Origin of the sequence: Bradyrhizobium denitrificans (assembly GCF_013179005.1) — a bacterium.
In the GTDB taxonomy this organism is placed as follows: domain Bacteria; phylum Pseudomonadota; class Alphaproteobacteria; order Rhizobiales; family Xanthobacteraceae; genus Bradyrhizobium; species Bradyrhizobium denitrificans.
On the sequence record NZ_JABFDP010000051.1, the window covers coordinates 17,424 to 39,987 of the forward strand.

Here is a 22,564-nt window from a genome sequence, read left to right on the forward strand (position 1 = left end):
CGACACATCTGCATCTGCAGCCGCAGCGCACGGCGCCCACGCGGCCACCGCGTCTGGAACGATCACTCCCGTCATGCCGCCACCCACCTCCCTTTGCTCGGCCGCACCCGACTCGCGCAAGGCCGCCCCTGTTTGACGCCACTGTAGCGCAATTCAATGACGGCGCCACGGCTGCGGCGTTGCGCCAGCCTCGCGCATCTTGATGTCGCGAAGAACGGGGAGGAAGGGCAGTGTGCGCGTCCCAATAGACCGGCTCACACCTGTTCAGATCGCATCGGTGGCGTGAATGTCGACGCAGCATGCCGCTCGTGCCTTCCGCGCGATCGCAGCTGGCGCCTCGGCGATCTCCTCGTCATGCGTCAGAAAACGCTCCGCGTTCCTCGTGCGAGCGCCTCCGCAAAATCGCCTCGCGCCGATCACGCGACAGCGCCGTCTCGGACTCGGCCCGCCGCAGATCGGCAAGCAGCGTTGCAAGGTCGCCGTGGCCGTCCGCCACCGCATGAGATCATAGCCGCGCGACTTGACCTCATCGATCGTGGCGCAGCGCGAGAGGGATGTTCGGTCTGAAACAGAGAACATCGTCGGCGCGCTTGGCCTTGCCGCGGCTAACGAGCTCGCCGCGCACGGTGATGCGGACCTTTTGAAAGTGGTGGCGGCCAGCCGACACAACGTCGACGCCTCGAAAGTCCCGGCGCAGCCGTGCTTGGCAGCCGGGCGCCGCTCAATTATAGTCAATTTGGTCATTATAGTCATCTTTCATGAAGACGCCGAAGTCAAGCAAAGCCGACTCTCGGGAAGGCGCCTGGACTCTTGCTGGCGCCAAGGCGCGGCTGTCTGAACTCGTCGACCGCGCTCAGGCTGGCCCGCAGGTCATCACCCGAAACGGAAAGCCGGCTGCCGTGGTCGTTTCGGCCGAGGAATGGTCGCGCAAGACCGCCCGCAAAGGGACGCTCGCGGAGTTCCTGCTGGCCTCGCCGCTGCGCGGGACCGACCTCGACCTGCCACGCTCGACTGACAAGCCGCGCGACGTCGACCTGTGAACTTCCTGCTCGATACCAACGTGCTCTCGGAGGTTCGCCGCCCGGTCCCCGATCGGCGCGTGATCGGCTGGCTCGATACCGTCGACGAGGATCGGGTCTTCATCAGCACGGCTTCACTTGCGGAGCTCCAACGAGGCATCGAACTTTTGGACGCAGGCCGCCGACGGACGGCTCTCGCGGCCTGGCTCAGTCATGACCTGCCGTCGCGATTTGCCGGTCGGATCCTCGCGATCGATCAGGCCGTCGCGCTGCGCTGGGGCGACGTGATGGCGGCAGGCCATCGACGCGGTATCGCGCTCTCGGTGATGGATGGCTTCTTCGCAGCCACCGCTTTGGTGCATGGACTCACTCTCGTCACGCGCAACGGGAAAGACTTCGCCGCGACCGGAACGCCCCTTTTCAATCCCTGGACAGACGGCGACGACGCGGGCTGAGCCGGTGAGGGGTCCGCAGATCCCATGCGCAGCGCACGCAATTGTCACGTTGGGCATGATAGACCATAACGGCATGGTCTTCTCCCGTCTGCATGGCCCTCACGCATCCCACCTCTGCCCCATCCCCACAGGACTCCCATGACAACCCTCTCCTCGATCGTCGCGCGCGGTGTCGCGCTGGTTGGCAATGCAGCGCTGCAATGGCGCAAGCTGCAGGGGGAGACGCCGCAGCCGGCCTGGGGCACGCAGCCGCAGATTCCGGTCGCGAAGCCGCAGGGCCTGTTGCCGACCCTGAAGATGCCGACCGCGCGCGGCTGGCGCGACGGCGAGCGGCCTGTGGCGGCGCCGGGGCTGAAGGTGAATGCCTTCGCCACCGGGCTCGACCATCCGCGCTGGATCTATGTGATGCCCGACAAGTCCGTGCTGATCGCCGAGGCCACCCAGATTCCGAGCCCGGTGCGCAACATGTTCGGCTATGCGATGCAGGCGACGATGCGCCGCGCCGCAGCGCTCGGCGTCAGCGCCAACCGCATCACAAGGCTGGTCGATGCCGACGGCGACGGCACCGCGGAGCGCCGCAATGCGTTCATGGAGAATCTGAGCCAGCCGTTCGGCATGGCGCTGGTCGGCGACACCTTCTATGTCGGCAACACCGACGGCATCGTCGCCTTTCCCTATGCCGCGGGCGCCGAGCGCATCACCGCGCAGGGCAAGCGCCTCACCACGTTCAAGCCGGGCGGTCATTGGACGCGCAGCCTGCTGGTCAGCCCTGATGGCGCCAAGCTCTATGCCGGCGTCGGCTCGCTCAGCAACATCGCCGAGCAGGGTTTTGAGGTCGAGAAGGGCCGCGCCTGTATCTATGAGCTGGACATCGCGAGCGGGCAGTCGCGCATCTTCGCCGGTGGCCTGCGCAACGCGGTGGGGCTGGCGTTCGAGCCGACCACGCGCGTGCTATGGACCGTCGTCAACGAGCGCGACGGGCTCGGCGACGAGACGCCCCCGGACTATCTGACGTCGGTGCGCGAGGGCGGCTTCTACGGCTGGCCCTATTGCTATTGGGGCAAGACCGTCGACGACCGCGTGCCGCAGGATCCGGCTCTGGTCGCGACCGCGCTGACGCCGGACTACGCGCTCGGCGGCCACACCGCCTCTCTCGGCCTGTGCTGGCTGCCGGCGGGCACCCTGCCCGGCTTCCCGGACGGCATGGTGATCGGCCAGCACGGTTCCTGGAACCGCAGCAAGCTGTCCGGCTACAAGGTCGTGTTCATCCCGTTCGAGAACGGCAAACCGTCGGGACCGGCGCGCGACATTCTCTCCGGCTTCCTGGCGCCGGACGAAAGCTTCTCCTACGGCCGGCCGGTCGGCGTGACGCTCGGCCCGGACGGATCGCTGCTGGTCGCCGACGATGTCGGCAACTGCATCTGGCGCGTGACCGGGGCGTAAGAGCCGGGCCAGGTGCGGCTCCGGCCTTGCGCGTGGGCCGCCATGCTCAGTCGTGGCCGTAATATTGGCGATTGCAGTAGCGGCGGCCGGCTTCGTGCTTCGCCGCACGCTGGGCCGGGGTGGCGTTCGCCGGCATCAGGAAGTCGCCGGTGTAGAACAGCTGCAGGCAGCGGACGTAGTCCTTGTTGCCGAGCCAGTCCCAGCCCGCCTCAGCCGGCGAGGTCGATGCGGACGCGAGCAGGCCGGTGCTGGCGACGATGGCGGCGGCGGCGAGAAGGCGAAGGCTGGAGGTCATGACCGTGTCCCTTGTGCTTGAGGCTGCCCGTGCAGCCGATGCGGGGATCATGACGACAACGGCTCGCGGCTTCAGTGATGGCGCGCACAGAGCGTGCATCGGCGCAGCCGCGGCACTCGGCCGCGGAACGGCATCACACCCGGAACGTTGTCCGGTACAGCGACAGGAGAGTTCCATGGCCGACAATGTCAATCCCGACCAGAAGCAGCCGGGCGAGAACCACGAAGGCAAGTTTCACTACAATCCAGGCAACCAGGCCGGCAAGACGGTCGAGGTGGGCAAGCCGGACAGCGAGCAGGTCAACAACAAGGACCGCATCGAGAACCGCGAGACGCCGCGGTCGCGGTGAGGTCCCGGGACGTCGCTTCTCGTCATGCCCGGGCTTGACCCGGGCATCGATCTCCTTGCGAAGAGTGATGGATGGCCGGGTCAAGCCCGCCCAAGACGCTTGAGAGAGCGCAGCCTACCCCTCCAGCAGAAACGCCAGCGCCTCGTCGCAGGGCGCTTCCACCTTGAGTGACAAGAGATCATCCGCGCGGGTGCGGCCGAGATTGACGGCGGCGATCGGAATGCCGCGCTCCGCTGCGGCGCGGACGAAGCGGAAGCCGGAATAGACCATCAGGGATGTGCCGACGACGAGCATGGCGTCCGCCTGATCGACGTGATCGCGCGCTGTCGAAACGATCTCGCGCGGCACGGTCTCGCCGAAGAACACGACATCCGGCTTGAGGATGCCGCCGCAAACATGGCAGGCCGGGACCGTGAACGCTGTGAAATCGACGCCGTCGAGATCGGCGTCGCCATCCGGCGCATCGGCCGCATCGAGATCGCGCCAATGCGGGTTGGCTGACGCCAGCTCCTCCTGGAATGACGCGCGCGACAAGGTCGCGCCGCAGCCCATGCAGCGGACGCGATCGAGCCGGCCATGCAGGTCAATGACATTGCTGGCGCCGGCGGCCTGGTGCAGCCGGTCGACATTCTGCGTCACCAGCAGCGAGCTGCGGCCCTGTGCTTCCAGCCGCGCCAGCGCGTGATGCGCGCCGTTCGGCACCGCGCGGCCGAAGCGGCGCCAGCCGACCATGCTGCGCGCCCAGTAGCGCCGGCGGGTCTCCTCGGTTCCCATGAAGGCCTGGTAGGTCACCGGCGGCGTGCGCTTCCATTGGCCGTCGCTGTCGCGGTAATCGGGAATGCCGGAATTGGTGCTGCAGCCGGCGCCGGTGAGCACGACGATGCGGCTGTGGCTCTGGAGAAAGGATTGCAGCGCGGTGGGATCAACCATGGCGCAGATGTAGGCGGCCAAGGTCGCCTGCGCCAGACCGGCGCAGCGCGGATCGGCCGGGGTGAACCAATGCGCGCGACCGGTCTTATCCCGGACGGGAGGACACGCCATGACGCCACGCAATGGACATGACCGCGGATTGTGGCCGCTCGAGGAGGCCGAAGACGACCCCGCCGAGGACGAGCGCGACCTCGCCACCGGCGAAGGCGGCACGATCGAGCTGCCGCTGACGCCCGACGACCTCGATGAGGACGACTGACGCGGCTCAGACCGGCGGCACCGTCGCGAGCCAGTGCCGCGCGATGTCGGCGCGGGGCGCGATCCAGGCGGCGCCGCTACCGGCGATGTGCGCCAGGATGCGGTCCAGCGCACCGATGCGGCCGGGGCGGCCGATCATGCGCAGATGCAGCCCGATCGACAACATCTTCGGTGCCGTCGCGCCCTCGCGCGCCAGCCAGTCGAAGGCGTCGATGACGTAGTCGGCGAAGTCGCCGCCACGGAAACGCGAGCCGTTGAAGTACTGCATGTCGTTGCTGTCGAAGGCGTAGGGCAGCACCAGATGCGGGCGGCCGGCGACATCGACGTAGTACGGCAGGTCATCATTATAGGCGTCGCTGTCGTAGAGGAAGCCGCCCTGCTCGACCAGCAGCCGGCGCGTGTTCGGCGAGGCTGCCGAGCGCGTATGCCAGCCCAGCGGCGGCTTGCCGGTGACGTGCTGGATGGTGGCCACCGTGCGCGCGATCACGCGTCGTTCCTCGGGTTCGGCCATGCCGGCATGGCTCTGCCAGCGCCAGCCATGAGCCGAGATCTCATGGCCGCGCGCGACCGCATCGCGCGCGAGGTCCGGTGAGCGCTCCACCGCACGGCCGCAGGCGCTGACGGTCACCTTGACACCGTAGCTGTCGAACAGGTCCATGATGCGCCACCACGCCGTGCGCGTACCATATTCGAAATGGCTGTCGATGCAGGGATCGGGACCCTCGAGCCGGTGCACGACCTCGTAGATCGCCTCATTGCTGGCGTCGCCGTCCGACACCGAGAATTCCGAGCCCTCCTCGAAATTCACCACCACCGACACCGCGATGCGGGCATCGCCGGGCCAGCGCGGATGCGGTGGACGGCCGCCATAGCCGACGAAATCGCGACGAAAGACTGGCTGTGAGCTCATCGTGTCAATCCGCGGTTCCAGCCATGCGGTGCAGGCCGACCAGGCGATCGCTGATCAGCAGCAGCACCAAGGTGCCGGCGAGAATGAGGGTGGAGAGCGCAGCCAACGTCGGATCGGGCGCCTCCTCGATATATTGCAGCATGCGGATCGGCAGCGTCTTGGAGCGGACGTCGGTGAGGAAGATCGAAACCGGATAATTGTCGAACGAGGCCAGCAGGCTGAACAGGCCTGAGATCAGGAAGGACGGAGCCAGCGCCGGCACCATCACCCTGATCACGCTGCCAGCATAGGTGCAGCCGAGCGTGCGCGCGGCTTCTATCAGGGTGAAGTCGAAGCGAGAGAGCCCGGCGATCATGGTGCGCGCAACGTAAGGCAGCGTCACCACGAGATGCGCGACCAGCAGCGCGCTCCAGGTCGCGGTGAAGCCGATCATGCGGAAATATTGCAGGAGCGCGATGCCGAGCACGAGGCCGGGCATCATCAAGGGCGACACCAGCAGCGTGCCGAGCGCCGTCGCGCCGGGCAGCCGGCCACGCGCGATCGCGATGGCGGCGAGCGTGCCGGCGACCAGCGACAGCGCGGTCGACAGCACGGCGATCTGCAGCGACAGCGACAGCGACGGCCAGAAGCCGTCGAGCCGGCCGATGCGGCCATACCAGCGCAGCGATGCGCCTGACAGCGGCAGGTCGAACACCGGCGTCGGTGAGAAGCTTGCCGCCGCGATCACGACCAGCGGCAGCAGCAGGAACAGCGCGAGCCCGATCGCGAGCACCCAGCAGAAGATGATGGCGTGGCGCGTCATCATTTCGGCTCCCGCGACAGCAGCGCGCTGAGTGCAACGACGATGATGGCGATTGCCAGCAGTACGACGCCGGCGGCGGCGCCGAAGCCGGGCTCGCGCGCCAGCAGGTAAGCCTTGGCGATGGTGGTGGCGAGCGTCGGATATTTCTCGCCGATCAGCAGCGTCGGCACCACATAGGCCGACACCGACAGCGAGAACACCAGCGCGACACCGGCAACGATGCCGGGCAAGGTCAGCGGCAGGATGACGCGAAAGAACACGACAAGCGGCGAGGCGCCGAGCGTTGCCGCAGCTTCCGCATAGCGGCTATCAAGCTGCGCCACCACGGCATAGATCGGCAGCACCATGAACGGCAGGAAGATGTTGACGGCACCAACGATCAATGCGGTCTGGGTGAAGATCATGCGGATCGGATCCTCGATGATCCCCGCCGCGATCAGCACCGTGTTGATGAGACCGTCGCTGCGCAGCAGGATGGTCCAGGCGAAGGCCTTGACGATGACAGAGGCCGCGAGCGGCAGGAATAAGGTGGCTAGCAGGATCGAGCGCAACGGCCCGCGCGCACGCGCCAGCGCAAACGCCGCAGGATAGGAGATGAGGAAGGCGATCAGGGTCGTCAGCAGGCCGAGCCGCAGCGAGTTCCAGATGACGCCGAGATAATAGGGCGTGCCGAGCAGCCGGGCGTAATGCGCCGAGGTGACGCCGCCCTTCGGATCGAGCACGCTGACGCCGAGCAGCAGCGCCAGCGGCAACACGAACACCAGCGCGGTGATCAGCAGCGACGGCGCGACAAAGCCGAACGCGGCGAGCCGCTCGCGATCGGGCGCAGGCGTCGCGACCGGGGCTGAGAGCACGGCGTCCGTCATGGCGACGCCTCGGCGGCGAAGGCGAAGGTCTCGGCGGCCGGCCAGGCGAAGCGGACCTCGTCATGCACGCGCGGCACCTCGGCCTCGCGTCCCGACAGCTCGGCGAGCAGGCTCGCGCCGGCGCCGGCGTCGACGTCCACGAGGGTCCGCGAGCCCTGGAACACGACCGAGCGCACGCGGCCGCTCGCGGAGTTCGCCTCATGGTCCGCGCCGAGGCGCAACTGCTCGGGCCGCGTCGCGACGATCACCGAGGCGCCGAGCTGGAACGCACCACGCGCCGAGAGACGGCCGACCGGGGTCACGACATCGACCATGCCGTCTTGTCCGCCAACCACCTGTCCTGCGATGCGCGTGGACAGCCCGACGAAATTGAGCGCGAACAGACTCGCAGGCCGCGCGTACAGCTCGCGCGGCGCCGCGAGCTGCTCGATGCGGCCCTTGTTCATGACCGCGACGCGATCCGACATCGTCAGCGCCTCGTCCTGGTCGTGGGTAACGAAGATCGCGGTCGCCTTGACGTCCTGCAGCAGGCGGCGCAGCTCGATCTGCATCTCCTCGCGCAGCTTGCGATCGAGCGCCGACAGCGCCTCGTCGAACAGCAGCACGTCGGGCTCGACCGCGATCGCGCGCGCCAGCGCCACGCGCTGCTGCTGGCCGCCCGACAATGCGGAGATGCGTCGGCCACCGAGATGACCGAGCTTGACCAGCGCCAGCGCCCGCTGCACTGCGCGATCGATATCCGCCTTCGGCGCGCCGCGCACCTTCAGGCCGAAGGCGACGTTGCCCGCGACGGTGAGATGCGGAAACAGCGCGTAGCTCTGGAACACGACGCCGACATTGCGCCAGTGCGGCGGCACATGAGTGACGTCGCGCCCGGCAAGCGCGATCGTGCCAGTGTCCGGCGGCGAGAGGCCGGCGATGGCGCGCAGCAAGGTGGTCTTGCCGCAGCCGGATGGGCCGAGCAAGGTGACCAGCTCGCCGCGCCGGATCGTGAGATCGACGCGATCGAGCACGGTGGCCGCGCCGAAGCGCTTCGAAACGGCGCTGATGACGAGATGCGGCGCAGGCTCGCTCATGTCATCTCCTTGCTCCAGCGATCGACCCAGCCGGCGCGGTTCTTGGCAATGAAGGCCCAATCGGGCGCGAACAGCGAGGCCGGATCCGGATAGCCGGCCGGCAGCGGCGTCGCCTTGCTGGTCGGCGCGATGAAGGCCGTCTTGGCCAGAATGGTCTGCGCCTCCGGGCTGAGATAGAAGTCAATCACGGCGTCGGCGAGGTCGCCGGCCGGCGCGCCTGCGACCTTGGCGATGCCCGACGGCATCGAGAAGCCGCCATCCTTGGGAATAGCGAGATCGACCGGCGAGCCATCGGCCTTGCGGATCAAGGTGTAGGCCGAGAACTGGCCACCGATCATCCAGGCCTCGCCCTGCTCCAGGAGATTGATGGCCTGCGGCGCGTTGGTATAGACGTTCAGCAGATTGGCCTTCAGGCTCTTGATCTTCTTGAAGCCGGCGTCGATCTCGTATTGCGCCTCCTTGTAAGGCTTGCCGGTCTCGAGATGCGCGGCGGCGAGCAGCGTCCAGAACCCTTCGGTGTTGGACAGCGACGGCACGACGATCTTGGAGTCGTATTTCGCATCCCACAGCTCGGCCCAGCTCACCGGTGCCGTCTTCATGCGCTTGGTGGAATAGGCGATGCCGACCCACGGCTTCTGGTAGTTGGCCCACATGCCGTCCTGGTGCACGGCATCGTCGACCAGTTTGCCGAGATTCGGAATCGCCGACGACGACATCTTGGTGATCAGCCCTTCGGCCGCGGCCGGCAGCATCACCGGGTCGTCCATGATCACGACCGAGATCTTCGGGCTCGCTTTGTCGGCCTGCATCTTCTGCAGATTGGTCAGCGAGTTGGTGCCCTCATAGAGCACCTTGCAGTCGAGCTTCTTCTCCAGCACCGGAAACAGGTCGGCGTTGAAATATTTGGCGGCACCGGCGGGGCCGCCAATCACGATCTCTTTCGGGGCGGCGCGCACCAGGGATGGCGCGGCGAAGGTGGCGGCGAAGGCCGCACCGGTCTTCAGGAGGCTGCGGCGGGAGAAAGGGTGCATGAGGTGATCCCGTGTGAGCTGTCGCGTGGCGCGTCACCAGACATCAGCAAGCCCTATGCCAAATGTGCACATTTTTATTTCAGGCGCGCCGTCAATGCCTTAGTCAAATCGCTGCGCAGGTCCCTGCTCGCTGCGGTGCATAATGTGCACATTTTTTGGAGGTGACCTGCCGTACCTTTGAGCCTAGCTAGGAGGCATGGCGATGCGCGCGCAACGAATCGGGAAGGCCAATCCCGCCGAGGACGAGGCGGTGTACCAGGCCATCCTGCGCGCGCTGCTGGAGGGCAAGCTGAAGGCCGGCACCAAGCTCGCCGAGACACCGCTGGCCGCGATCTTCGGCGTGTCGCGCGAGCGCATCCGGAAAGTGCTGCACCGGCTCGGCGCCGAGCGACGGCTGGAGATGATCCCCAACCGCGGCGCGCGGGTGCCGCGACCGACGCTCGACGATATCAGGCGGGTCTATGAGGCGCATCGCGTGCTCGAGGCCGGCGTGCTCAGCCTGCTGGTTCTCAGGGTCGACGAGGTGCTGCTCGCGCAGCTCGACACCCATCTCGAAGAGGAGCGCGCCGCAGCGCGGCGCGGCGATCGCGCCGCCTCTGTCAGGCTGTCCGGGGCCTTCCATGTCCATCTCGTCGAGGCGCTGGGCAATCCCGAATTGTCCCGCATCCTCGCCGACCTGCTCAGCCGCTCCTCGGTGATGGTCTCCGTCTACGAGCCGGCGGCGCAGTCGATCTGCGCGGTTGATGAGCATGGCGCCATCGTCGCGGCGCTGCGCGACCGCGACCTGATGCGGGCCATCGCGGTGTCGCGCGAGCATTTCCTGCATGTCGAGGGCCGGCTCCGGCTCGACGAGGCCGCGGCCTCGGAGAGCGAGGATCTTGCGGCGATCTTCACACCTGTCAAACCGCTGCGGCGCAAGCCTCGCTCAGCGCAATCGTGACGACCGCACCGGCTCACCGTCATGTCCTCGGCAAGTTGCTCGGCACACACCAGGGCAAGGCCAGCCGCGGCATGTAATAGCCATTCCATGTGCAGACCTCCTCGGGTCCCCTGCGCTTGAGCGCCATCTTGACCGGCTCGGCCTGGCTGATGCCGACATGCAGCACGAGCAGCGTCACCCCGATCGGATAGGCGAAACGCGCCAGGCGCAGGTCGACGAGGCGATCGAGCAGGATCATGCCGGCGATGATGATCAGCGGATCGGTGAAGACGAAATACTCCACCTTCAGCCCGCGGCGGACGCCGAGCGTGTCGATGCCGATGGCGGCCAGCATCAAGAGCGCGGCTTGCAGCGCCACCTGCCGCTCGCCGCGGCGCCACGCCAGCACGATGCCGGGCAAGATCAGCCAGGTCAGGAACACCGTGGGCCGCGCCGAGGATTGCAGGATGAATGTGTAGCGCCGGATCACACCGAGGACCCCGGACAACAGCAGTCCGATCGCCCCGCTGAGGCTGCCCGCGGCCTCCGGCGCGTCGACATAGGTGATCATCTTCTCCAACGGATTCAGCACGACCACGACGTTGTTGATGTCGTAGCTGAGATCGAGCGCCAGCAATCCGAAAGTTGCGCCGGCCGAGGCCGCCGCCATCGCGGCCAGCGTCTCGGCCGCGCTCACCTGCCAGAGTCGTGCGAACACGATCATGCCGATCGCGATCCCACCAATCAACGCGAACTGATAGGCGCCGAAGCGGCCGAACAGCAGCGGTTTCAGGCCGGCCGCGGCGGCGTTGGCCGGATCGATACCGGCGGCGACCAGCGGCCAGACGATGAACGCTCCGGCGAGCGCCAGGACGACCGCGAGCAGCGCAGCCACCCACGCCTGTGGTGTCCGCCAGAACGCCACGCTTCCGCTCGTCGCCGTCCCGAACGGCACGACGAGGACCGGAATGGCGGCGATCAGCAGGATCGCATGTACCTTGTTCTCCAGTCCGAGCGTGCAAAGCAGCGCCGCGAGTCCGATAGCGAGCGGACGCGGCACGCTGGCGCGGCGCGCGGCCAAGATCAGGATTATCAACGCGAGGACACAGAACGAAGCCGCGATCATCTCGCTGCGCAGGATGCGCAGATGCATCTGCACGCCGCCCGACCAGGCGAAGGCGACGACCGCGAGCATGGCGATGCGCCAGTCCGACACCAGCCGGCGGGCCAGCACCGCGAATGCGAGGATGACGCCGCCGGCGGTGAGCAACGCGGCGATGCGCCCCGCCCGAACGGCGCTGATCATCGAAGCGTCAAAGGCGGCGCGGTCCGCCGCCGACGGCATCGTCGAGAGCGTCCAGACGTCGAGCAAGCCGACCCGGTGCAGCAAGCCGAACCACGCCTTGACCGAGAGGATGGTGAGATAGGCCGGATGGTCGAAAAACACCTGCGCGCCGCCATCATTCATGGCGAGCGCGCTGTAGATCACCATGAAGTCCATGTCGGCGTTGCGCCAATACACGGTGAAATAGCCGACGATCAGGAACGAGGCCAGCGACAGCAGCAGCGTGACCGCCACGCCGCCGCGCCAGCCGAACGGCGTCAGGCGGTCGAGAGCGTCGCGGGCGGAGGCGTCTGTCGCCCTCTTGCAGTCCGCTCCGGCCCCGGGCCCGAGGCGGTCAATGCGGGTCACGGCAGGCCTCCGCCGCGGGTCGAAACGAAGCGCCGCCTGGGGCCGTCCTTCGAGACGCCCGGCTGCGGCGGGCTCCTCAGGACGGGGGACGAATGCGCGGCGTGGCTCGGAACCCTCTCCATGAGGACGCTGCCGTAACCGGCAGCGTCCTCATGGATTGTGTGCAGCGCCAGTTGGCGGACGCGACTCATGGCGAGGAGCGCCGTCTTCGGCGCGTCTCGAACCTTGAGGCCCGGACAGCGGCGCTCGCCAACGACTTCGCCTGCTCGACGCCGGCCCTGCACATTCCTCAGATCGCCTTGATCTTGAAGAATGCGAACACGACCATCTTCAGCAGCATCCAGCCGTGACGGAAGCGGGAGATCTGGGTCTCGCCATAGCTGCGCGCCGCGTAGCGGATCGGCAGGTCGATCGATTTCAGGTTCAGCTTGGAGGCGCCGAAGATCAGGTCGAAATCGCCGAACGGATCGAAATCGCCGAAATAGGCCTTGCCGGCCTTGAGCCGCTGATAGTCACTGCGGCGGAGCACCTTGGTGCCGCACAAGGTGTCCGTGTAGCGCTGGTTGAGCAGCCATGAGAACAGATAGGAGAAGGTCTTGTTGGCGATCAGGTTGAGAAAGCGCATCGCGCCCTCGTCCATCGGATAGACCAGGCGCGAGCCGTTGATGAACTCGCCCTTGCCCGAGCGCAGCGCCTCGAAGAATTTCGGCAGCTGCTCCGGCGGCATCGTGAGGTCGGCATCGAGGATCATCAGCACGTCGCCGCGCGCCGCATCGAATGCGGTGAACACCGCATCCGCCTTGCCCTTGCCGGGCTGCCGCATCAGCTTGATGTCGTGCTGCGGATAGGCCGCGCGCACGCGCTCCATCTCCTCATAGGTGCCGTCCTGGCTGTGGCCCTCGATGAAGATGATCTCGATGTCCGGGCAGAACGCGGCGATGCGCTGCACCGCTGGCGCGATATTGCCGCGCTCGTTGCGCGCCGGGATCACCACCGTGGCCGAGCGGACGTCGTCGGTCACGCAACGCATCGAGCGCGACACCAGATAGTGCCGCAGCGACAAAGCGCGCAGGCCGGGCAACACGCTGAGGAAGCGGTTGGCAAAGCGGCCAAGGCCGTAGAGCCGCAGCGGCGACAGCACGCGCTGCTCGGATTTCACCGGATCGAAATCGGCCAGATGCGCGAGGTTGCGCAGGTCGGCCGGCGACAGCACGTTCTGCTCCGGCTGCGGCATGCGCAGGCCGATCGCCTCCGCCGCCTTCAACAGCGGATACCAGAGATGCGAGAAGTAGCCGATCACCAGCCGGGTCTCGCGCGTGCACAAGGGATGCAGTTGCGCGATGAACTGCTGGCAGTCGTCGAGCGAGCCGATCGTGTCGAGCACCAGGATGACATCGAACGGCCCGGTGACGGCGGCGAGCGTCGCTGGATCCTCGGCATCGCCGGCGATGAAGGTCAGGTTGGGATGGCGGGTGCGTGCGATGGTGATCTGCCGGTCGCTGAAGTCGATGCCGACCCCGTAGGACGGCGCCAGCGCGGCCAGCGTGTCACCGATGCCGCAGCCGATCTCCAGCACCCGGCTGCCGGGCGGGATCAGGAAGCGCAGATAGCACTCGTCCTCGGCATGAAAGAACGCGGCCTTGTCGCGCCAGCCGGCGCGCGCATCGGCATGACTATTGGCGTGATCGAGGATGGCCTGCTTGCGCGGCGACAACGCCTTGGGCGCAGGCGCCGCGATGGCTGCGGCCTGCGGCCGCGCGTGCTCGTCCTGCAGGACCTGCCCGTCCAACTCCGTCACCCGACACCATCCTTGTTAAGATCCCCGTCTCTCTAAGGCCAGCCGCGTTGGGCGGAGTCAAGGCCGGCCGGCGCGGCCTTGTATTCGGCTTCGGCAACGGATCGAAACGCGGCCACCACAATCATTCGCACGCGCACGGCGCAGCCACCTTTGCTTCTCATTCGCGCTCGCAAATGCGAGGACGCGGGGAATTCCGGGTGAAGGCCTCGCCCAGGGCTCACTTGCGACGAATAAAGGCCGGCGGGGCTCAGCGCAGGTGCAGCCCACCACCGGTCTTCGCCGCATCATGGGTCAGCGCCCGCAGCAGAATTTGGACTTCTTGCCGCTGCCGCACGGACACGGATCGTTGCGGCCGACCTTCGCTGCACCGGCGGTGCGCTTCGGCTCGACAACGACGGCCCGCGTGTCACCCGCGACGAACCGCCAGGCGCCGTCGTCATCGCGGCGAAACTGCGAGACCTCGTGATGCTCAATGGTCTTGCCGGCCTCGCGGTAGCTGGCAACGAAGCTGACAACACCGTCGGAATCGTCGATCTGGCCGCGCGCGGTCGACACGATGCGCAGGCCGAGCCAAGTCGCGCGCGAGGCCCATTGCCTTGCCGCAGCAGCGTCGAACGCCGCGCGCTTGTCGGCGGCAAGCGTCGCCGCGATGTAGCCGATATCGCCGCGCGTATAGGCCGTGTAGCGCGAGCGCATCAGCGCCTCGGCCGTCTGCGGCGGCGCATCGCCGCTGAGGTAGGGACCGCAGCAGCGGTCAAGGGGAAGGTCCGATCCGCAGGGACATGACATCAGGGAAGTCGATACTCCGATTCCGAAGTCTGATCATATCGCCGGCTCGGGGGACTTGGCACCCCGTTCGGACAGTGAACAAGCAGCCTGCTCACGCGGCGGTTGTGACTCCAAAGCCGCACTTCGCCGCTCTTGACCGTTCGTCCGGCCGCCACACGCGCCGCACGGTTTTGAAACCGGCGAATCCGTGTTAACCATTGGTTAAGAACAAGGGTGTTGGGCACACGCTGACCGGCCCGGCCCCGCGCGGACCAGAACCTTCCGGGCGCCGCCTCATTACGTGGCGCTTGTGACCGCTGCCCGGCCGCCTCATCGGCGGCGACGGGCGCGTGAGACGCCGACAATTTCTTCGCGCGACGCCAATCCGGCCGCAAGAATTGAAGGCCCGCCTTGAGGCGGGCCGCTGCTCGATTCCCGATCATACGTCCACCTGATGCCGGCGCGATCTGCGCGCGCGCAAACGCGCGCCCGCGTCCCATCACGACCGATTGGAGCGGCCCCGATGGCTGATGAGTCCGTAGTAGCGTCGATCATTCCCTGGCAGCAGCCGAAGACGGCCAAGCCGCGCCCGAAGCGCCCCAAGGTCGTCAAGCCGCGGCCGCGGCCCAAATCCGACCGGCCCGAGAAGACCAAGGCGGCAGCGCTCGATGACGAGATGCTCGCATCCGAGACGCTGATCATGCCGGACTTCCTCGAACTGGTGAACGAGCCGGCGAAGACCCCGGTTGCGGGCGAGCCCGGTCGGACCGAGACCGCCGCCAGCGCCGCCGCCGCCGTGACCGCGGGCCAGGCCGCGCCTGCTCCGCAGGCACTGCGCGAGACAAATGCTGCGGTCGCAGGCGAAGTCGTGCCGGCGAGCGCCCCGCTCGCCGCACCTGAAGCCGAGCGCAGCCCCGCCAAGGCCGAGCATCCTTCGGCCAGGCCCGAGCGCCGCCGCATCAGCGCCTCGTCCATCCTGCTGCAACTGGCCGCGCTGGCGCTCGCCGCCGTCGGCATGGCGATGAACGGCTGGTTCGCGCACTCGCTCGGTTCGAACAACACTGCCGGATACATGTTCCTGGCAGTCGGCGTCACCGCAGACCTCGTCGCGCTGGTGATGCCGACCTGCGCCGCGCGGCTGTGGCAGGCGCGGCACCGCGCCTCGGCGCTGACCGGCTGGACGGTGTGGCTGATGACCTTCGTGTTCGCGGTCACCGCCGGCATCGGCTTTGCCTCCACCAATATCAGCGACGTCACGCTCGCCCGCGCCTCCCGCGTGACGCCGGCGGTGCAGGCGGCGCAGACCGCGCTCGCCGATGCGATGACCGCGCGCGATCGCGAGTGCAAGGGCGGCGTCGGCAAGTTCTGTCGCGAACGCGAGGCCGCGGTGGCCGAGCGGCGCCAGGCCTTGGACGTGGCGATGAGCGCCGTGAGCCAGACCGCCGATCCGCAGACCGAGGCCGCGATCAAGCTGGTCGCCTGGGTGTCGCGCGGCGTCGTGAAGCCATCGGCCGACGACTTCGTGATGCTCCGCCTGATCCTGCTGGCGCTGCTGCCGCAGATCGGCGGCATCCTGCTGATGGTCGGGCGAAGGGCATGACAGGCCCCGCACGCATCGCGTGCGGGCGTCACGAGCCATGATCGATGACAGCCGCGCGCAGCGCCGCCTGCCGCCAACCTCCTCCGGACAAATTTCCATTCGTCACTCCCGGGGTAATTTGGTAGCGTGACCTCAAATTTCACATCATGACGCTGGCACGTCCTGATGGAAGACGATGGGAGGTCGAATTGCGGGAGGACAGCGGGGAGATTGTCTTCGACATCGCCGCGGCAGATGGCGACGCGCGAGCGCGTCACCCCCTTTGCCGGAACCTCCGGATCGCGTCCGGAGAATAGCCTCTGTTCTGCGGCAACAGACCCGCCGCCCGGCGCAGCGCCGATGGGAGAAGGCCGCGAGCCAAGTCTGCGCAGCGCGCGACCGCCCCACCCCCTGAGCTGACTAAGATCAAACCAAGTTTCGCACCGTCGGGCGGGATCAGCCCCGGCGAAGCAGCGAAGATGAGGCAGCGGCACGACCGACAGAATGCGGCGCCTGAACGAGGAAACGGAGACGACGCGTGCTCAATGTAGGACTGCTCGGCGCCGGACGGATCGGCGCCGTCCATGCCAGAACGATTGCGACACATCCAGGAAGCCGGCTCGCGGCGATTTCGGACGCGATCACGGAGAGCGCGGCGGCGCTTGCTGCGAAGATGGGCGCCGAGCCGCGGAGCACGGAGGCGATCCTCGCCGATGCAAGCATCGACGCGGTGCTGATCGCCACACCGACCAACACGCATTCCGACCTCATCGAAGCTGCGACGCGGGCCGGCAAGGCGGTGCTGTGCGAAAAGCCGGTCGACCTCAGCCTGGCGCGGGCCCGGGCCTGCCAGGCGGCGGCCGCCGCCACCGGGCGGCCGGTGATGATCGGTTTCAATCGACGGTTCGATCCGAATTTCGCGGCGCTGAAGGGGGCGGCCGAGCGTGGCGAGATCGGCAAGCCCGAACTGCTGTCGATCACCTCGTTCGATCCGGCGCCGCCGCCGGTCAGCTATGTGAAAGTCTCCGGCGGCCTGTTCCGCGACATGATGATCCACGATTTCGACGTGGCGCTTTGGATCATGGGGGCGATGCCGTCACGGGTCATGGCGGTCGGCGCCGCCATCGTCGATCCCGAGATCGGCGCGGCGGGTGACGTGGACACCGCGATCGTCACGCTCGCTTTCGCCCATGGTGCGATGGCAGTGATCAAGAACAGCCGCCGCGCCGTCTATGGCTACGACCAGCGCATCGAGCTGCTCGGGTCCGAGGGGCTGCTGTCCGCCGGCAACGTGCTGGAGAATACCGTGTCCAAGGCGACCACGGCCGGCATCAGCAGCGCCAAGCCCGAGCACTTCTTTCTCGAACGCTATGGGCGCGCTTATGCGGCGGAATGGGCGGCGTTCGTGGCGGCCGTCGAAAGCGACGGCCCGATGCCGGTGACCTTGGCGGACGGCGTCAAGGCGCTCGCCCTTGCCGAGGCAGCAACGCGCTCCGCGCAGACCGGCGCCGCGGTCGATCCCGCGTCCCTGCTGCAAGGCTGAGCGCTGCGGGAGACCACGACATGACCGGAACGATCCGACTGACCGCGGCGCAGGCGATGGTGCGCTGGCTCTCGGTGCAGCTGACCGAGCAAGGCGACCGCTTCATCGAAGGCGTGTGGGCGATCTTCGGCCATGGCAATGTCGCCGGTCTCGGCCAGGCGCTGCACGGCATCGGCGCGGAGCTGCCGACCTGGCGCGGCCAGAACGAGCAGACCATGGCGCATACGGCGATCGCCTATGCCAAGACGATGAAGCGCCGCAAGACGATGGCCGTGACGTCCTCGATCGGACCCGGTGCCACCAACATGGTGACGGCCGCGGCGCTCGCGCATGTCAACCGGCTGCCGGTGCTGTTCATCCCCGGCGACGTGTTCGCCAACCGCCGGCCTGACCCGGTGCTGCAGCAGATCGAGGATTTCGACGACGGGACGGTCTCCGCCAATGACGCGTTCCGCCCGGTGGTGCGCTATTTCGATCGCATTGCACGGCCGGAGCACATCTTGTCCGCGCTGCCGCGCGCGCTCGCCGTGATGACCGATCCGGCCAATTGCGGCCCGGTGTGCCTCGCCTTCTGTCAGGACGTGCAGGCCGAGGCCTATGATTATCCCGACAGCTTCTTCGCACCGAAGGTCTGGCGCATCCGCCGCCCCCTGCCCGATCCTGACGAGGTTTCGGCCGTCGCGGCGCTGATCCGCGCGGCGCAAAAGCCGTTGCTGATCTCCGGCGGCGGCGTGATCTATTCCGGCGCCGAAGCGGCGCTCGCCGCCTTCGCCCGCAAGCATGACATCGCCTATCTCGAGACCCAGGCCGGCAAGGGCGGCAATGCCTGGACCGATCCGCTCAATTTCGGCGCGCCCGGCGTCACCGGATCGGACTGCGGCAATGCGCTCGCCGCGCAGGCCGACCTGATCATCGGCGTCGGCACCCGTTTCCAGGATTTCACCACCGCCAGCTGGACGCTGTTCAGGAACCCGGCGCGCAAGCTGGTCTCGATCAATCTGCACGGCTACGACGCCAGCAAGCATGGCGCGACCGGCGTGGTCGGCGACGCCAAGGCCACGCTCGCGCAGCTCTCGGCGGCGCTCGGCGACCACAAGGCCGCAGCGCCCGACGCGGCCTTGCGGCGCGCCTGGCACGCCAAGGTGACGGCGGTCACCGCGGCGCCAGACGAGAGCGCGAACGGGCTGCCGAGCGACGCGCAGGTGATCGGCGCGGTGCAGCGCGTGGCCACCGACAGCAGCATCGTGATGTGCGCCGCCGGCACCATGCCGGGCGCGCTCCACGTGCTGTGGCACGCAGCCGCGGGCGGCTATCACATGGAATATGGCTATTCCTGCATGGGCTATGAGATCGCCGGCGCGCTCGGCGTGGCGCTCGCCGCGCCCGGCAAGGAGGTCATCTGCTTCGTTGGCGACGGCTCCTACATGATGGCCAATTCCGAGCTCGCCACCGCGGTCATGCGTCGCGTGCCGTTCACGGTGGTGCTGACCGACAATCGCGGCTATGGCTGCATCAACCGGCTGCAGATCGCGACCGGCGGCGCGGAGTTCAACAATCTCTACAAGGATTGCGCCGTCGCCGACGGCCCGGAGATCGATTTCGTCGCGCATGCCCGCGCGATGGGCGCGCATGCGGAGAAGGCCTCAGGTCTCGCCGATCTCGCGGCGCGCATCGTTGCCGCGCGCGGCCGGACCAGACCGACGGTGATCGTGATCGAGACCGACCCGGTGCCCGGCACCGGCGCCGGCGGCGCGTGGTGGGATGTCGCGGTGCCCGAGACCGGATCGGCGCAGCTGGAGACACTGCGCGAGATCTACGAAGCCAACACCACGCAACAGCGCGCTTTCGACTGAGAGCTTCCCATGATCCTGTACGGCACCAATCCCATCGCCTGGTCGAACGACGACGACTGGAGCATCGGCGATCATCTGTCGCTCGACGACTGCCTGCGCGACTGCCGCGAGATCGGCTTCGACGGCATCGAGAAGGGCCACAAGATGCCGGACGAGGGCTCGGCGCTGAAGGCGAAACTCGGCGAATATGGCCTGCGCTTTGCCGCCGGCTGGCACTCGACCAACCTCCTCGTCAACGACATCGAGACCGAGATGAAGGCGTTGCAGGGCTTCATCGACATGGTGAAGGCGGCCGGCGGCGACCACATCAATGCCTGCGAATGCTCGAACACCGTCCATGGCAACGACGATATTGCGGTCAACGACCGTCCGATCATGACCGACGCGGAGTGGGACCGCTTCTCCCGCGGCTACGAGGCGCTGTCGCACTACGCGCATGAGCAGGGCGTGACGATGGGCTACCACCATCACATGGGCACGATCATCGAGACCCCCGAGGACATCGACCGCTTCATGGCGCAAGCGGGGCCCTACACGCGGCTGCTGTTCGACACCGGTCATGCGCGTTTCGGCGGCGGCGATCCGGTCGCGATCCTGGCGAAATACGTCGATCGCGTCAGCCATATCCACTGCAAGAATGTCCGGCCCCCGGTCATGCGTGACGTGCGCGACAACGGCCTGAGCTTCCTCGAAGGGGTGCGGCGCGGCGCCTTCACGGTGCCGGGCGATCCCGACGGCTGCATCGATTTCGCACCGGTGCTGAAGATCGCAGCCGACAGCGGCTATTCCGGCTGGATCGTCATTGAAGCCGAGCAGGACAGCCTCAGATACGAGCCGCTCAGCTATCAGGGCCTCGGCTATCGCACGCTGAGGGAGCTCGCCGCACGCGTCGGCCTGCGCTGAGACAGCGGCCGGCCGGCACCGCCTGATGTCGCGCCCGCTCAGCGCCGCTTGCCGGACCGTGACCGTTGCGGACGATGGGCCGCGCGCCGGGCGCTTTCAAGCGCAGCACGCAGCAGGCTCACATCGGCCTGCATCAGGGTCACCATGGTCCAGCCCTGGTCGCCCCATTTGTTGGGGATGCGGCCGAAGATCTCGGGCTGCAGGCCTGCATAATGGTCCTGCTCGTCGGGCGTGAGCAGGACATTGGCGGATGTGCCGTCGGCGGCGAGCGTCGCGAACGTCCGGTGTCGCTTGAACGCCGTGCGATCGAAATGCGGCGCGGCCGTCGTCCCCTCGAAGGACAGCGCAAGGGCGCTGAATTCATCACCGGTCATCTGAGGGCCCCTATCGCCTCGGCTGAAGAAAGATGATGGCATCGATCGGCGGCGGGACGCCAGCAGCCTTGCCGCAGCATCTTTGAAAGGCTCGCCGGCCGCTCGCCGTGAGCAGCAGGCAGGTCCGTCTGCCGCGCACGGGAACGTGAAGTCCGACGTTCCCCCGCTTGACTCAGATCAAAACGGCACAGTGTTGTTTCTCTACGCTGCACTCGCTAGAAAAAGGGAGAGCGGCGATGTCGACACAGAGCAGCATGCATGTGTACCTGAACTGGGCCAAGGAGCGCCTTCACGAGATGGATGCGGCGCTGGATTCCTTCGACGCGACGGCGGCCAAGGCCGAGGCGGCGTCCAAGGTGAAGGCCGCAGAGATCATCGCCGACCTGAAGAAGCGGCGCGGCGAGCTCGAAGCGATGCTCAAGACGCAATCCGAAGCCGGCGAAGCGGCGCTGGCCGGTGCGAAGACGGAACTCGACAGACAGTGGGCCGAGTTCGAGACCCAGATGAAGGCCTATTTCGAGAACGCCGGCAAACAGGTCGACCAGCAGCAAGCGACGTTCAAGCAGATTGCCGCTGCACAGGCGAAGGCCTGGCAGGAGACCACCAACAGGTTTCGCGAGGCCGCGGCCAAGGTGACCATGGCTGGGACCACCGATATCGATGCCGTACTCAAGCAGCTCCGATCCGATGCAAGCGAAGCTGGCGCTCATCTCGAGAAGCTGAAGCAGACCGGCAGCGAGTCCTGGTCGGTGCTGAGCGCCGCCTTGAGCGACTCCCGCAAGGCGTTCGATCAGGCCAATCAGGCGGCATGGAATGCGCTGAAGGGGAGCGCTCCGAAAGGCTGAGCGCCGCGACCTGCCCGGCCTGGTCACCCTTGTCGCGCGCTCCTCTTCGGCGGGGCCCCGTCGAGGCCAGGATTGATGGGCAGCGTCGCGCCGGCGGCACCGCCGGCTTCATAGGCTGCCGTCGACACCATGCGGCTCGTCGCGCGCTGGGTGCGCAGCTTCATATCGAGCTTGTCGAACTCGGCATCGACGACCGACGTCTTGAGAATGACCAGGCCACGGCCGGTGCGTTCGTTGACCTGGTCGCGGCTCTTCTTCATCGCCACCAGGCGATCCGCGATCGAGGTCACCATGCCGAGCGCGAAGGAGGCATTGGCGAGATGCCGCTCCTGGTGACGAAACCGGGCATAATCAGCCGAGGTCTTGAAACGGCCGAGCTCGGCGCGCACCGCGCCGTCGATCAGCTCGGCCAGATAGTGCGCCACCTCGACATCCGCTGACAGGCCGAAGAACACGTAGCTCACTTCTACGGCGGCGTTCTTCTCGCGCCAGACCCGGCAATCGCAAAACTGCGCAACGGCGCCGATGCAGTCGTCGAGCGGAATGCGCTTCTTGCGATGCGTCTCATAGACCCTCCGCTCGCACAGCGAGGTCTGCAGCTCGACATCCGACAGCGACAGATCATGCCGATCGAGCAGCTCGGCGACCTTGGCGGCCGCAGACAACGCCTCGTCTTCGGTGCAGCCATTGGCCGTGGTCTTGGCACGCAGCGCCTGAATACGCGCCTTCAGCTTGTCCAAGGCGACGGGATCGGAAGGCTGGTTCACAGGTCGCGCCTACGAAATCCCGGGCCAGCGGAACGGGCGGTTGGGTATGGCGGGCCGCGCCAGATAGTGATGATCACTACGTTTACGC

Annotated in this window: 23 protein-coding genes; 11 read left to right on the forward strand and 12 right to left on the reverse strand. The window is 67.2% G+C overall.

Translation table 11 applies throughout. The features are described from left to right. Positions 1-758 precede the first annotated feature (758 nt). From HL671_RS35765 to HL671_RS35775, 3 genes are all read left to right on the forward strand, one after another. Positions 759-1,040 (forward strand): type II toxin-antitoxin system Phd/YefM family antitoxin, encoded by a 282-nt coding sequence (locus HL671_RS35765; RefSeq protein WP_172243448.1) that lies wholly within the window; start codon positions 759-761, stop codon positions 1,038-1,040. Beyond that, the gene (locus tag HL671_RS35770; RefSeq protein ID WP_172243451.1) at positions 1,037-1,474 is read left to right on the forward strand and encodes a type II toxin-antitoxin system VapC family toxin; all 438 of its coding nucleotides are present in this window, start codon (positions 1,037-1,039) and stop codon (positions 1,472-1,474) included. The genes HL671_RS35765 and HL671_RS35770 overlap by 4 nt, the downstream gene beginning before the upstream one ends. A gap of 138 nt (positions 1,475-1,612) precedes the next feature. Then, on the forward strand, positions 1,613-2,917 hold the full coding sequence (locus tag HL671_RS35775) for a PQQ-dependent sugar dehydrogenase (protein ID WP_172243454.1): 1,305 nt from the start codon (positions 1,613-1,615) through the stop codon (positions 2,915-2,917). 46 nt (positions 2,918-2,963) lie between these two features. Here the strand turns inward: HL671_RS35775 and HL671_RS35780 are convergent, their stop codons facing one another. Continuing rightward, on the reverse strand, positions 2,964-3,212 hold the full coding sequence (locus HL671_RS35780) for a hypothetical protein (RefSeq protein WP_012040839.1): 249 nt from the start codon (positions 3,210-3,212) through the stop codon (positions 2,964-2,966). 175 nt (positions 3,213-3,387) lie between these two features. On the opposite strand from HL671_RS35780, the gene HL671_RS35785 reads away from it, so the two are divergent. After that, positions 3,388-3,561, forward strand: a complete 174-nt coding sequence (locus tag HL671_RS35785; protein WP_012040838.1) for a hypothetical protein — start codon at positions 3,388-3,390, stop codon at positions 3,559-3,561. A 114-nt stretch (positions 3,562-3,675) separates the two neighbouring features. On the opposite strand, the gene HL671_RS35790 is transcribed toward HL671_RS35785, so the two are convergent. Further along, positions 3,676-4,602 carry an NAD-dependent protein deacetylase gene (locus HL671_RS35790; RefSeq protein WP_283813114.1) on the reverse strand — a complete coding sequence of 309 codons (927 nt, stop codon included), beginning with the start codon at positions 4,600-4,602 and terminating at the stop codon, positions 3,676-3,678. Between HL671_RS35790 and HL671_RS35795 the strand changes: the two genes are divergently transcribed. Continuing rightward, positions 4,601-4,750 carry a hypothetical protein gene (locus HL671_RS35795; protein WP_012040836.1) on the forward strand — a complete coding sequence of 50 codons (150 nt, stop codon included), beginning with the start codon at positions 4,601-4,603 and terminating at the stop codon, positions 4,748-4,750. The two genes, HL671_RS35790 and HL671_RS35795, sit on opposite strands and share 2 nt — an antisense overlap. A 6-nt stretch (positions 4,751-4,756) precedes the next feature. Here HL671_RS35795 and HL671_RS35800 read toward each other — a convergent pair whose 3' ends face one another. The 5 genes from HL671_RS35800 to HL671_RS35820 are packed head-to-tail and all read right to left on the reverse strand — an operon-like array spanning position 4,757 to position 9,434. Beyond that, the gene (locus HL671_RS35800; protein ID WP_172243457.1) at positions 4,757-5,659 is read right to left on the reverse strand and encodes a polysaccharide deacetylase family protein; all 903 of its coding nucleotides are present in this window, start codon (positions 5,657-5,659) and stop codon (positions 4,757-4,759) included. A gap of 4 nt (positions 5,660-5,663) precedes the next feature. Then, positions 5,664-6,461 (reverse strand): ABC transporter permease, encoded by a 798-nt coding sequence (locus HL671_RS35805; RefSeq protein WP_172243460.1) that lies wholly within the window; start codon positions 6,459-6,461, stop codon positions 5,664-5,666. Next, the gene (locus HL671_RS35810) at positions 6,461-7,327 is read right to left on the reverse strand and encodes an ABC transporter permease (RefSeq protein ID WP_172243463.1); all 867 of its coding nucleotides are present in this window, start codon (positions 7,325-7,327) and stop codon (positions 6,461-6,463) included. Before HL671_RS35810 ends, HL671_RS35805 begins: the two co-directional genes overlap by 1 nt. Next, a complete protein-coding gene (locus tag HL671_RS35815; RefSeq protein ID WP_172243466.1) occupies positions 7,324-8,403 on the reverse strand; it encodes an ABC transporter ATP-binding protein in 1,080 nt (359 codons plus the stop codon). The genes HL671_RS35810 and HL671_RS35815 overlap by 4 nt, the downstream gene beginning before the upstream one ends. Further along, positions 8,400-9,434, reverse strand: coding sequence for an extracellular solute-binding protein (locus HL671_RS35820; RefSeq protein WP_012040831.1), 1,035 nt, complete (start codon positions 9,432-9,434; stop codon positions 8,400-8,402). The genes HL671_RS35815 and HL671_RS35820 overlap by 4 nt, the downstream gene beginning before the upstream one ends. Positions 9,435-9,630: 196 nt before the next feature. Here HL671_RS35820 and HL671_RS35825 point away from each other — a divergent pair, with 196 nt between their 5' ends. Next, on the forward strand, positions 9,631-10,374 hold the full coding sequence (locus HL671_RS35825; protein ID WP_172243468.1) for a GntR family transcriptional regulator: 744 nt from the start codon (positions 9,631-9,633) through the stop codon (positions 10,372-10,374). Between the two features lie 19 nt (positions 10,375-10,393). Here the strand turns inward: HL671_RS35825 and HL671_RS35830 are convergent, their stop codons facing one another. The 3 genes from HL671_RS35830 to HL671_RS35840 all read right to left on the reverse strand — a co-directional run bounded on the left by HL671_RS35830 (position 10,394) and on the right by HL671_RS35840 (position 14,633). Further along, the gene (locus tag HL671_RS35830) at positions 10,394-12,037 is read right to left on the reverse strand and encodes a hypothetical protein (RefSeq protein WP_172243498.1); all 1,644 of its coding nucleotides are present in this window, start codon (positions 12,035-12,037) and stop codon (positions 10,394-10,396) included. Between the two features lie 298 nt (positions 12,038-12,335). After that, a complete protein-coding gene (locus HL671_RS35835; protein WP_172243471.1) occupies positions 12,336-13,844 on the reverse strand; it encodes a bifunctional class I SAM-dependent methyltransferase/glycosyltransferase family 2 protein in 1,509 nt (502 codons plus the stop codon). A gap of 291 nt (positions 13,845-14,135) precedes the next feature. Beyond that, positions 14,136-14,633, reverse strand: coding sequence for a YchJ family protein (locus tag HL671_RS35840; protein WP_172243474.1), 498 nt, complete (start codon positions 14,631-14,633; stop codon positions 14,136-14,138). 502 nt (positions 14,634-15,135) lie between these two features. Between HL671_RS35840 and HL671_RS35845 the strand changes: the two genes are divergently transcribed. The 4 genes from HL671_RS35845 to iolE all read left to right on the forward strand — a co-directional run bounded on the left by HL671_RS35845 (position 15,136) and on the right by iolE (position 20,490). Beyond that, entirely contained in the window at positions 15,136-16,212 is a 1,077-nt protein-coding gene (locus HL671_RS35845) for a hypothetical protein (protein ID WP_172243477.1), read from the forward strand. A 517-nt stretch (positions 16,213-16,729) separates the two neighbouring features. Next, positions 16,730-17,734, forward strand: coding sequence for an inositol 2-dehydrogenase (gene iolG, locus HL671_RS35850; RefSeq protein ID WP_172243480.1), 1,005 nt, complete (start codon positions 16,730-16,732; stop codon positions 17,732-17,734). A gap of 20 nt (positions 17,735-17,754) precedes the next feature. Beyond that, positions 17,755-19,587, forward strand: a complete 1,833-nt coding sequence (gene iolD, locus HL671_RS35855; RefSeq protein ID WP_172243483.1) for a 3D-(3,5/4)-trihydroxycyclohexane-1,2-dione acylhydrolase (decyclizing) — start codon at positions 17,755-17,757, stop codon at positions 19,585-19,587. Between the two features lie 9 nt (positions 19,588-19,596). Beyond that, positions 19,597-20,490, forward strand: coding sequence for a myo-inosose-2 dehydratase (iolE, locus tag HL671_RS35860; RefSeq protein WP_172243486.1), 894 nt, complete (start codon positions 19,597-19,599; stop codon positions 20,488-20,490). Positions 20,491-20,528: 38 nt separating this feature from the next. Here the strand turns inward: iolE and HL671_RS35865 are convergent, their stop codons facing one another. After that, positions 20,529-20,864, reverse strand: coding sequence for an MmcQ/YjbR family DNA-binding protein (locus HL671_RS35865; protein ID WP_172243489.1), 336 nt, complete (start codon positions 20,862-20,864; stop codon positions 20,529-20,531). Positions 20,865-21,100: 236 nt separating this feature from the next. Here HL671_RS35865 and HL671_RS35870 point away from each other — a divergent pair, with 236 nt between their 5' ends. After that, positions 21,101-21,709, forward strand: coding sequence for a sll1863 family stress response protein (locus HL671_RS35870; RefSeq protein ID WP_012040821.1), 609 nt, complete (start codon positions 21,101-21,103; stop codon positions 21,707-21,709). A 23-nt stretch (positions 21,710-21,732) separates the two neighbouring features. Here HL671_RS35870 and HL671_RS35875 read toward each other — a convergent pair whose 3' ends face one another. After that, positions 21,733-22,476 carry a DUF7168 domain-containing protein gene (locus tag HL671_RS35875; protein ID WP_172243492.1) on the reverse strand — a complete coding sequence of 248 codons (744 nt, stop codon included), beginning with the start codon at positions 22,474-22,476 and terminating at the stop codon, positions 21,733-21,735. Positions 22,477-22,564: the final 88 nt, after the last annotated feature.

Coding starts and splice junctions, on each gene's coding strand:
- HL671_RS35820 (WP_012040831.1), bottom strand. CDS start 9,434: ATGCACCCTTTCTCCCGCCGCAGCCTCCTGAAGACCGGTGCGGCCTTC.
- HL671_RS35785 (WP_012040838.1), top strand. CDS start 3,388: ATGGCCGACAATGTCAATCCCGACCAGAAGCAGCCGGGCGAGAACCAC.
- iolD (WP_172243483.1), top strand. CDS start 17,755: ATGACCGGAACGATCCGACTGACCGCGGCGCAGGCGATGGTGCGCTGG.
- HL671_RS35870 (WP_012040821.1), top strand. CDS start 21,101: ATGTCGACACAGAGCAGCATGCATGTGTACCTGAACTGGGCCAAGGAG.
- HL671_RS35795 (WP_012040836.1), top strand. CDS start 4,601: ATGACGCCACGCAATGGACATGACCGCGGATTGTGGCCGCTCGAGGAG.
- HL671_RS35825 (WP_172243468.1), top strand. CDS start 9,631: ATGGCGATGCGCGCGCAACGAATCGGGAAGGCCAATCCCGCCGAGGAC.
- HL671_RS35815 (WP_172243466.1), bottom strand. CDS start 8,403: ATGAGCGAGCCTGCGCCGCATCTCGTCATCAGCGCCGTTTCGAAGCGC.
- HL671_RS35800 (WP_172243457.1), bottom strand. CDS start 5,659: ATGAGCTCACAGCCAGTCTTTCGTCGCGATTTCGTCGGCTATGGCGGC.
- HL671_RS35775 (WP_172243454.1), top strand. CDS start 1,613: ATGACAACCCTCTCCTCGATCGTCGCGCGCGGTGTCGCGCTGGTTGGC.
- HL671_RS35865 (WP_172243489.1), bottom strand. CDS start 20,864: ATGACCGGTGATGAATTCAGCGCCCTTGCGCTGTCCTTCGAGGGGACG.
- HL671_RS35845 (WP_172243477.1), top strand. CDS start 15,136: ATGGCTGATGAGTCCGTAGTAGCGTCGATCATTCCCTGGCAGCAGCCG.
- HL671_RS35810 (WP_172243463.1), bottom strand. CDS start 7,327: ATGACGGACGCCGTGCTCTCAGCCCCGGTCGCGACGCCTGCGCCCGAT.
- HL671_RS35765 (WP_172243448.1), top strand. CDS start 759: ATGAAGACGCCGAAGTCAAGCAAAGCCGACTCTCGGGAAGGCGCCTGG.
- iolE (WP_172243486.1), top strand. CDS start 19,597: ATGATCCTGTACGGCACCAATCCCATCGCCTGGTCGAACGACGACGAC.
- HL671_RS35790 (WP_283813114.1), bottom strand. CDS start 4,602: ATGGCGTGTCCTCCCGTCCGGGATAAGACCGGTCGCGCGCATTGGTTC.
- HL671_RS35780 (WP_012040839.1), bottom strand. CDS start 3,212: ATGACCTCCAGCCTTCGCCTTCTCGCCGCCGCCGCCATCGTCGCCAGC.
- HL671_RS35840 (WP_172243474.1), bottom strand. CDS start 14,633: ATGTCATGTCCCTGCGGATCGGACCTTCCCCTTGACCGCTGCTGCGGT.
- HL671_RS35805 (WP_172243460.1), bottom strand. CDS start 6,461: ATGACGCGCCACGCCATCATCTTCTGCTGGGTGCTCGCGATCGGGCTC.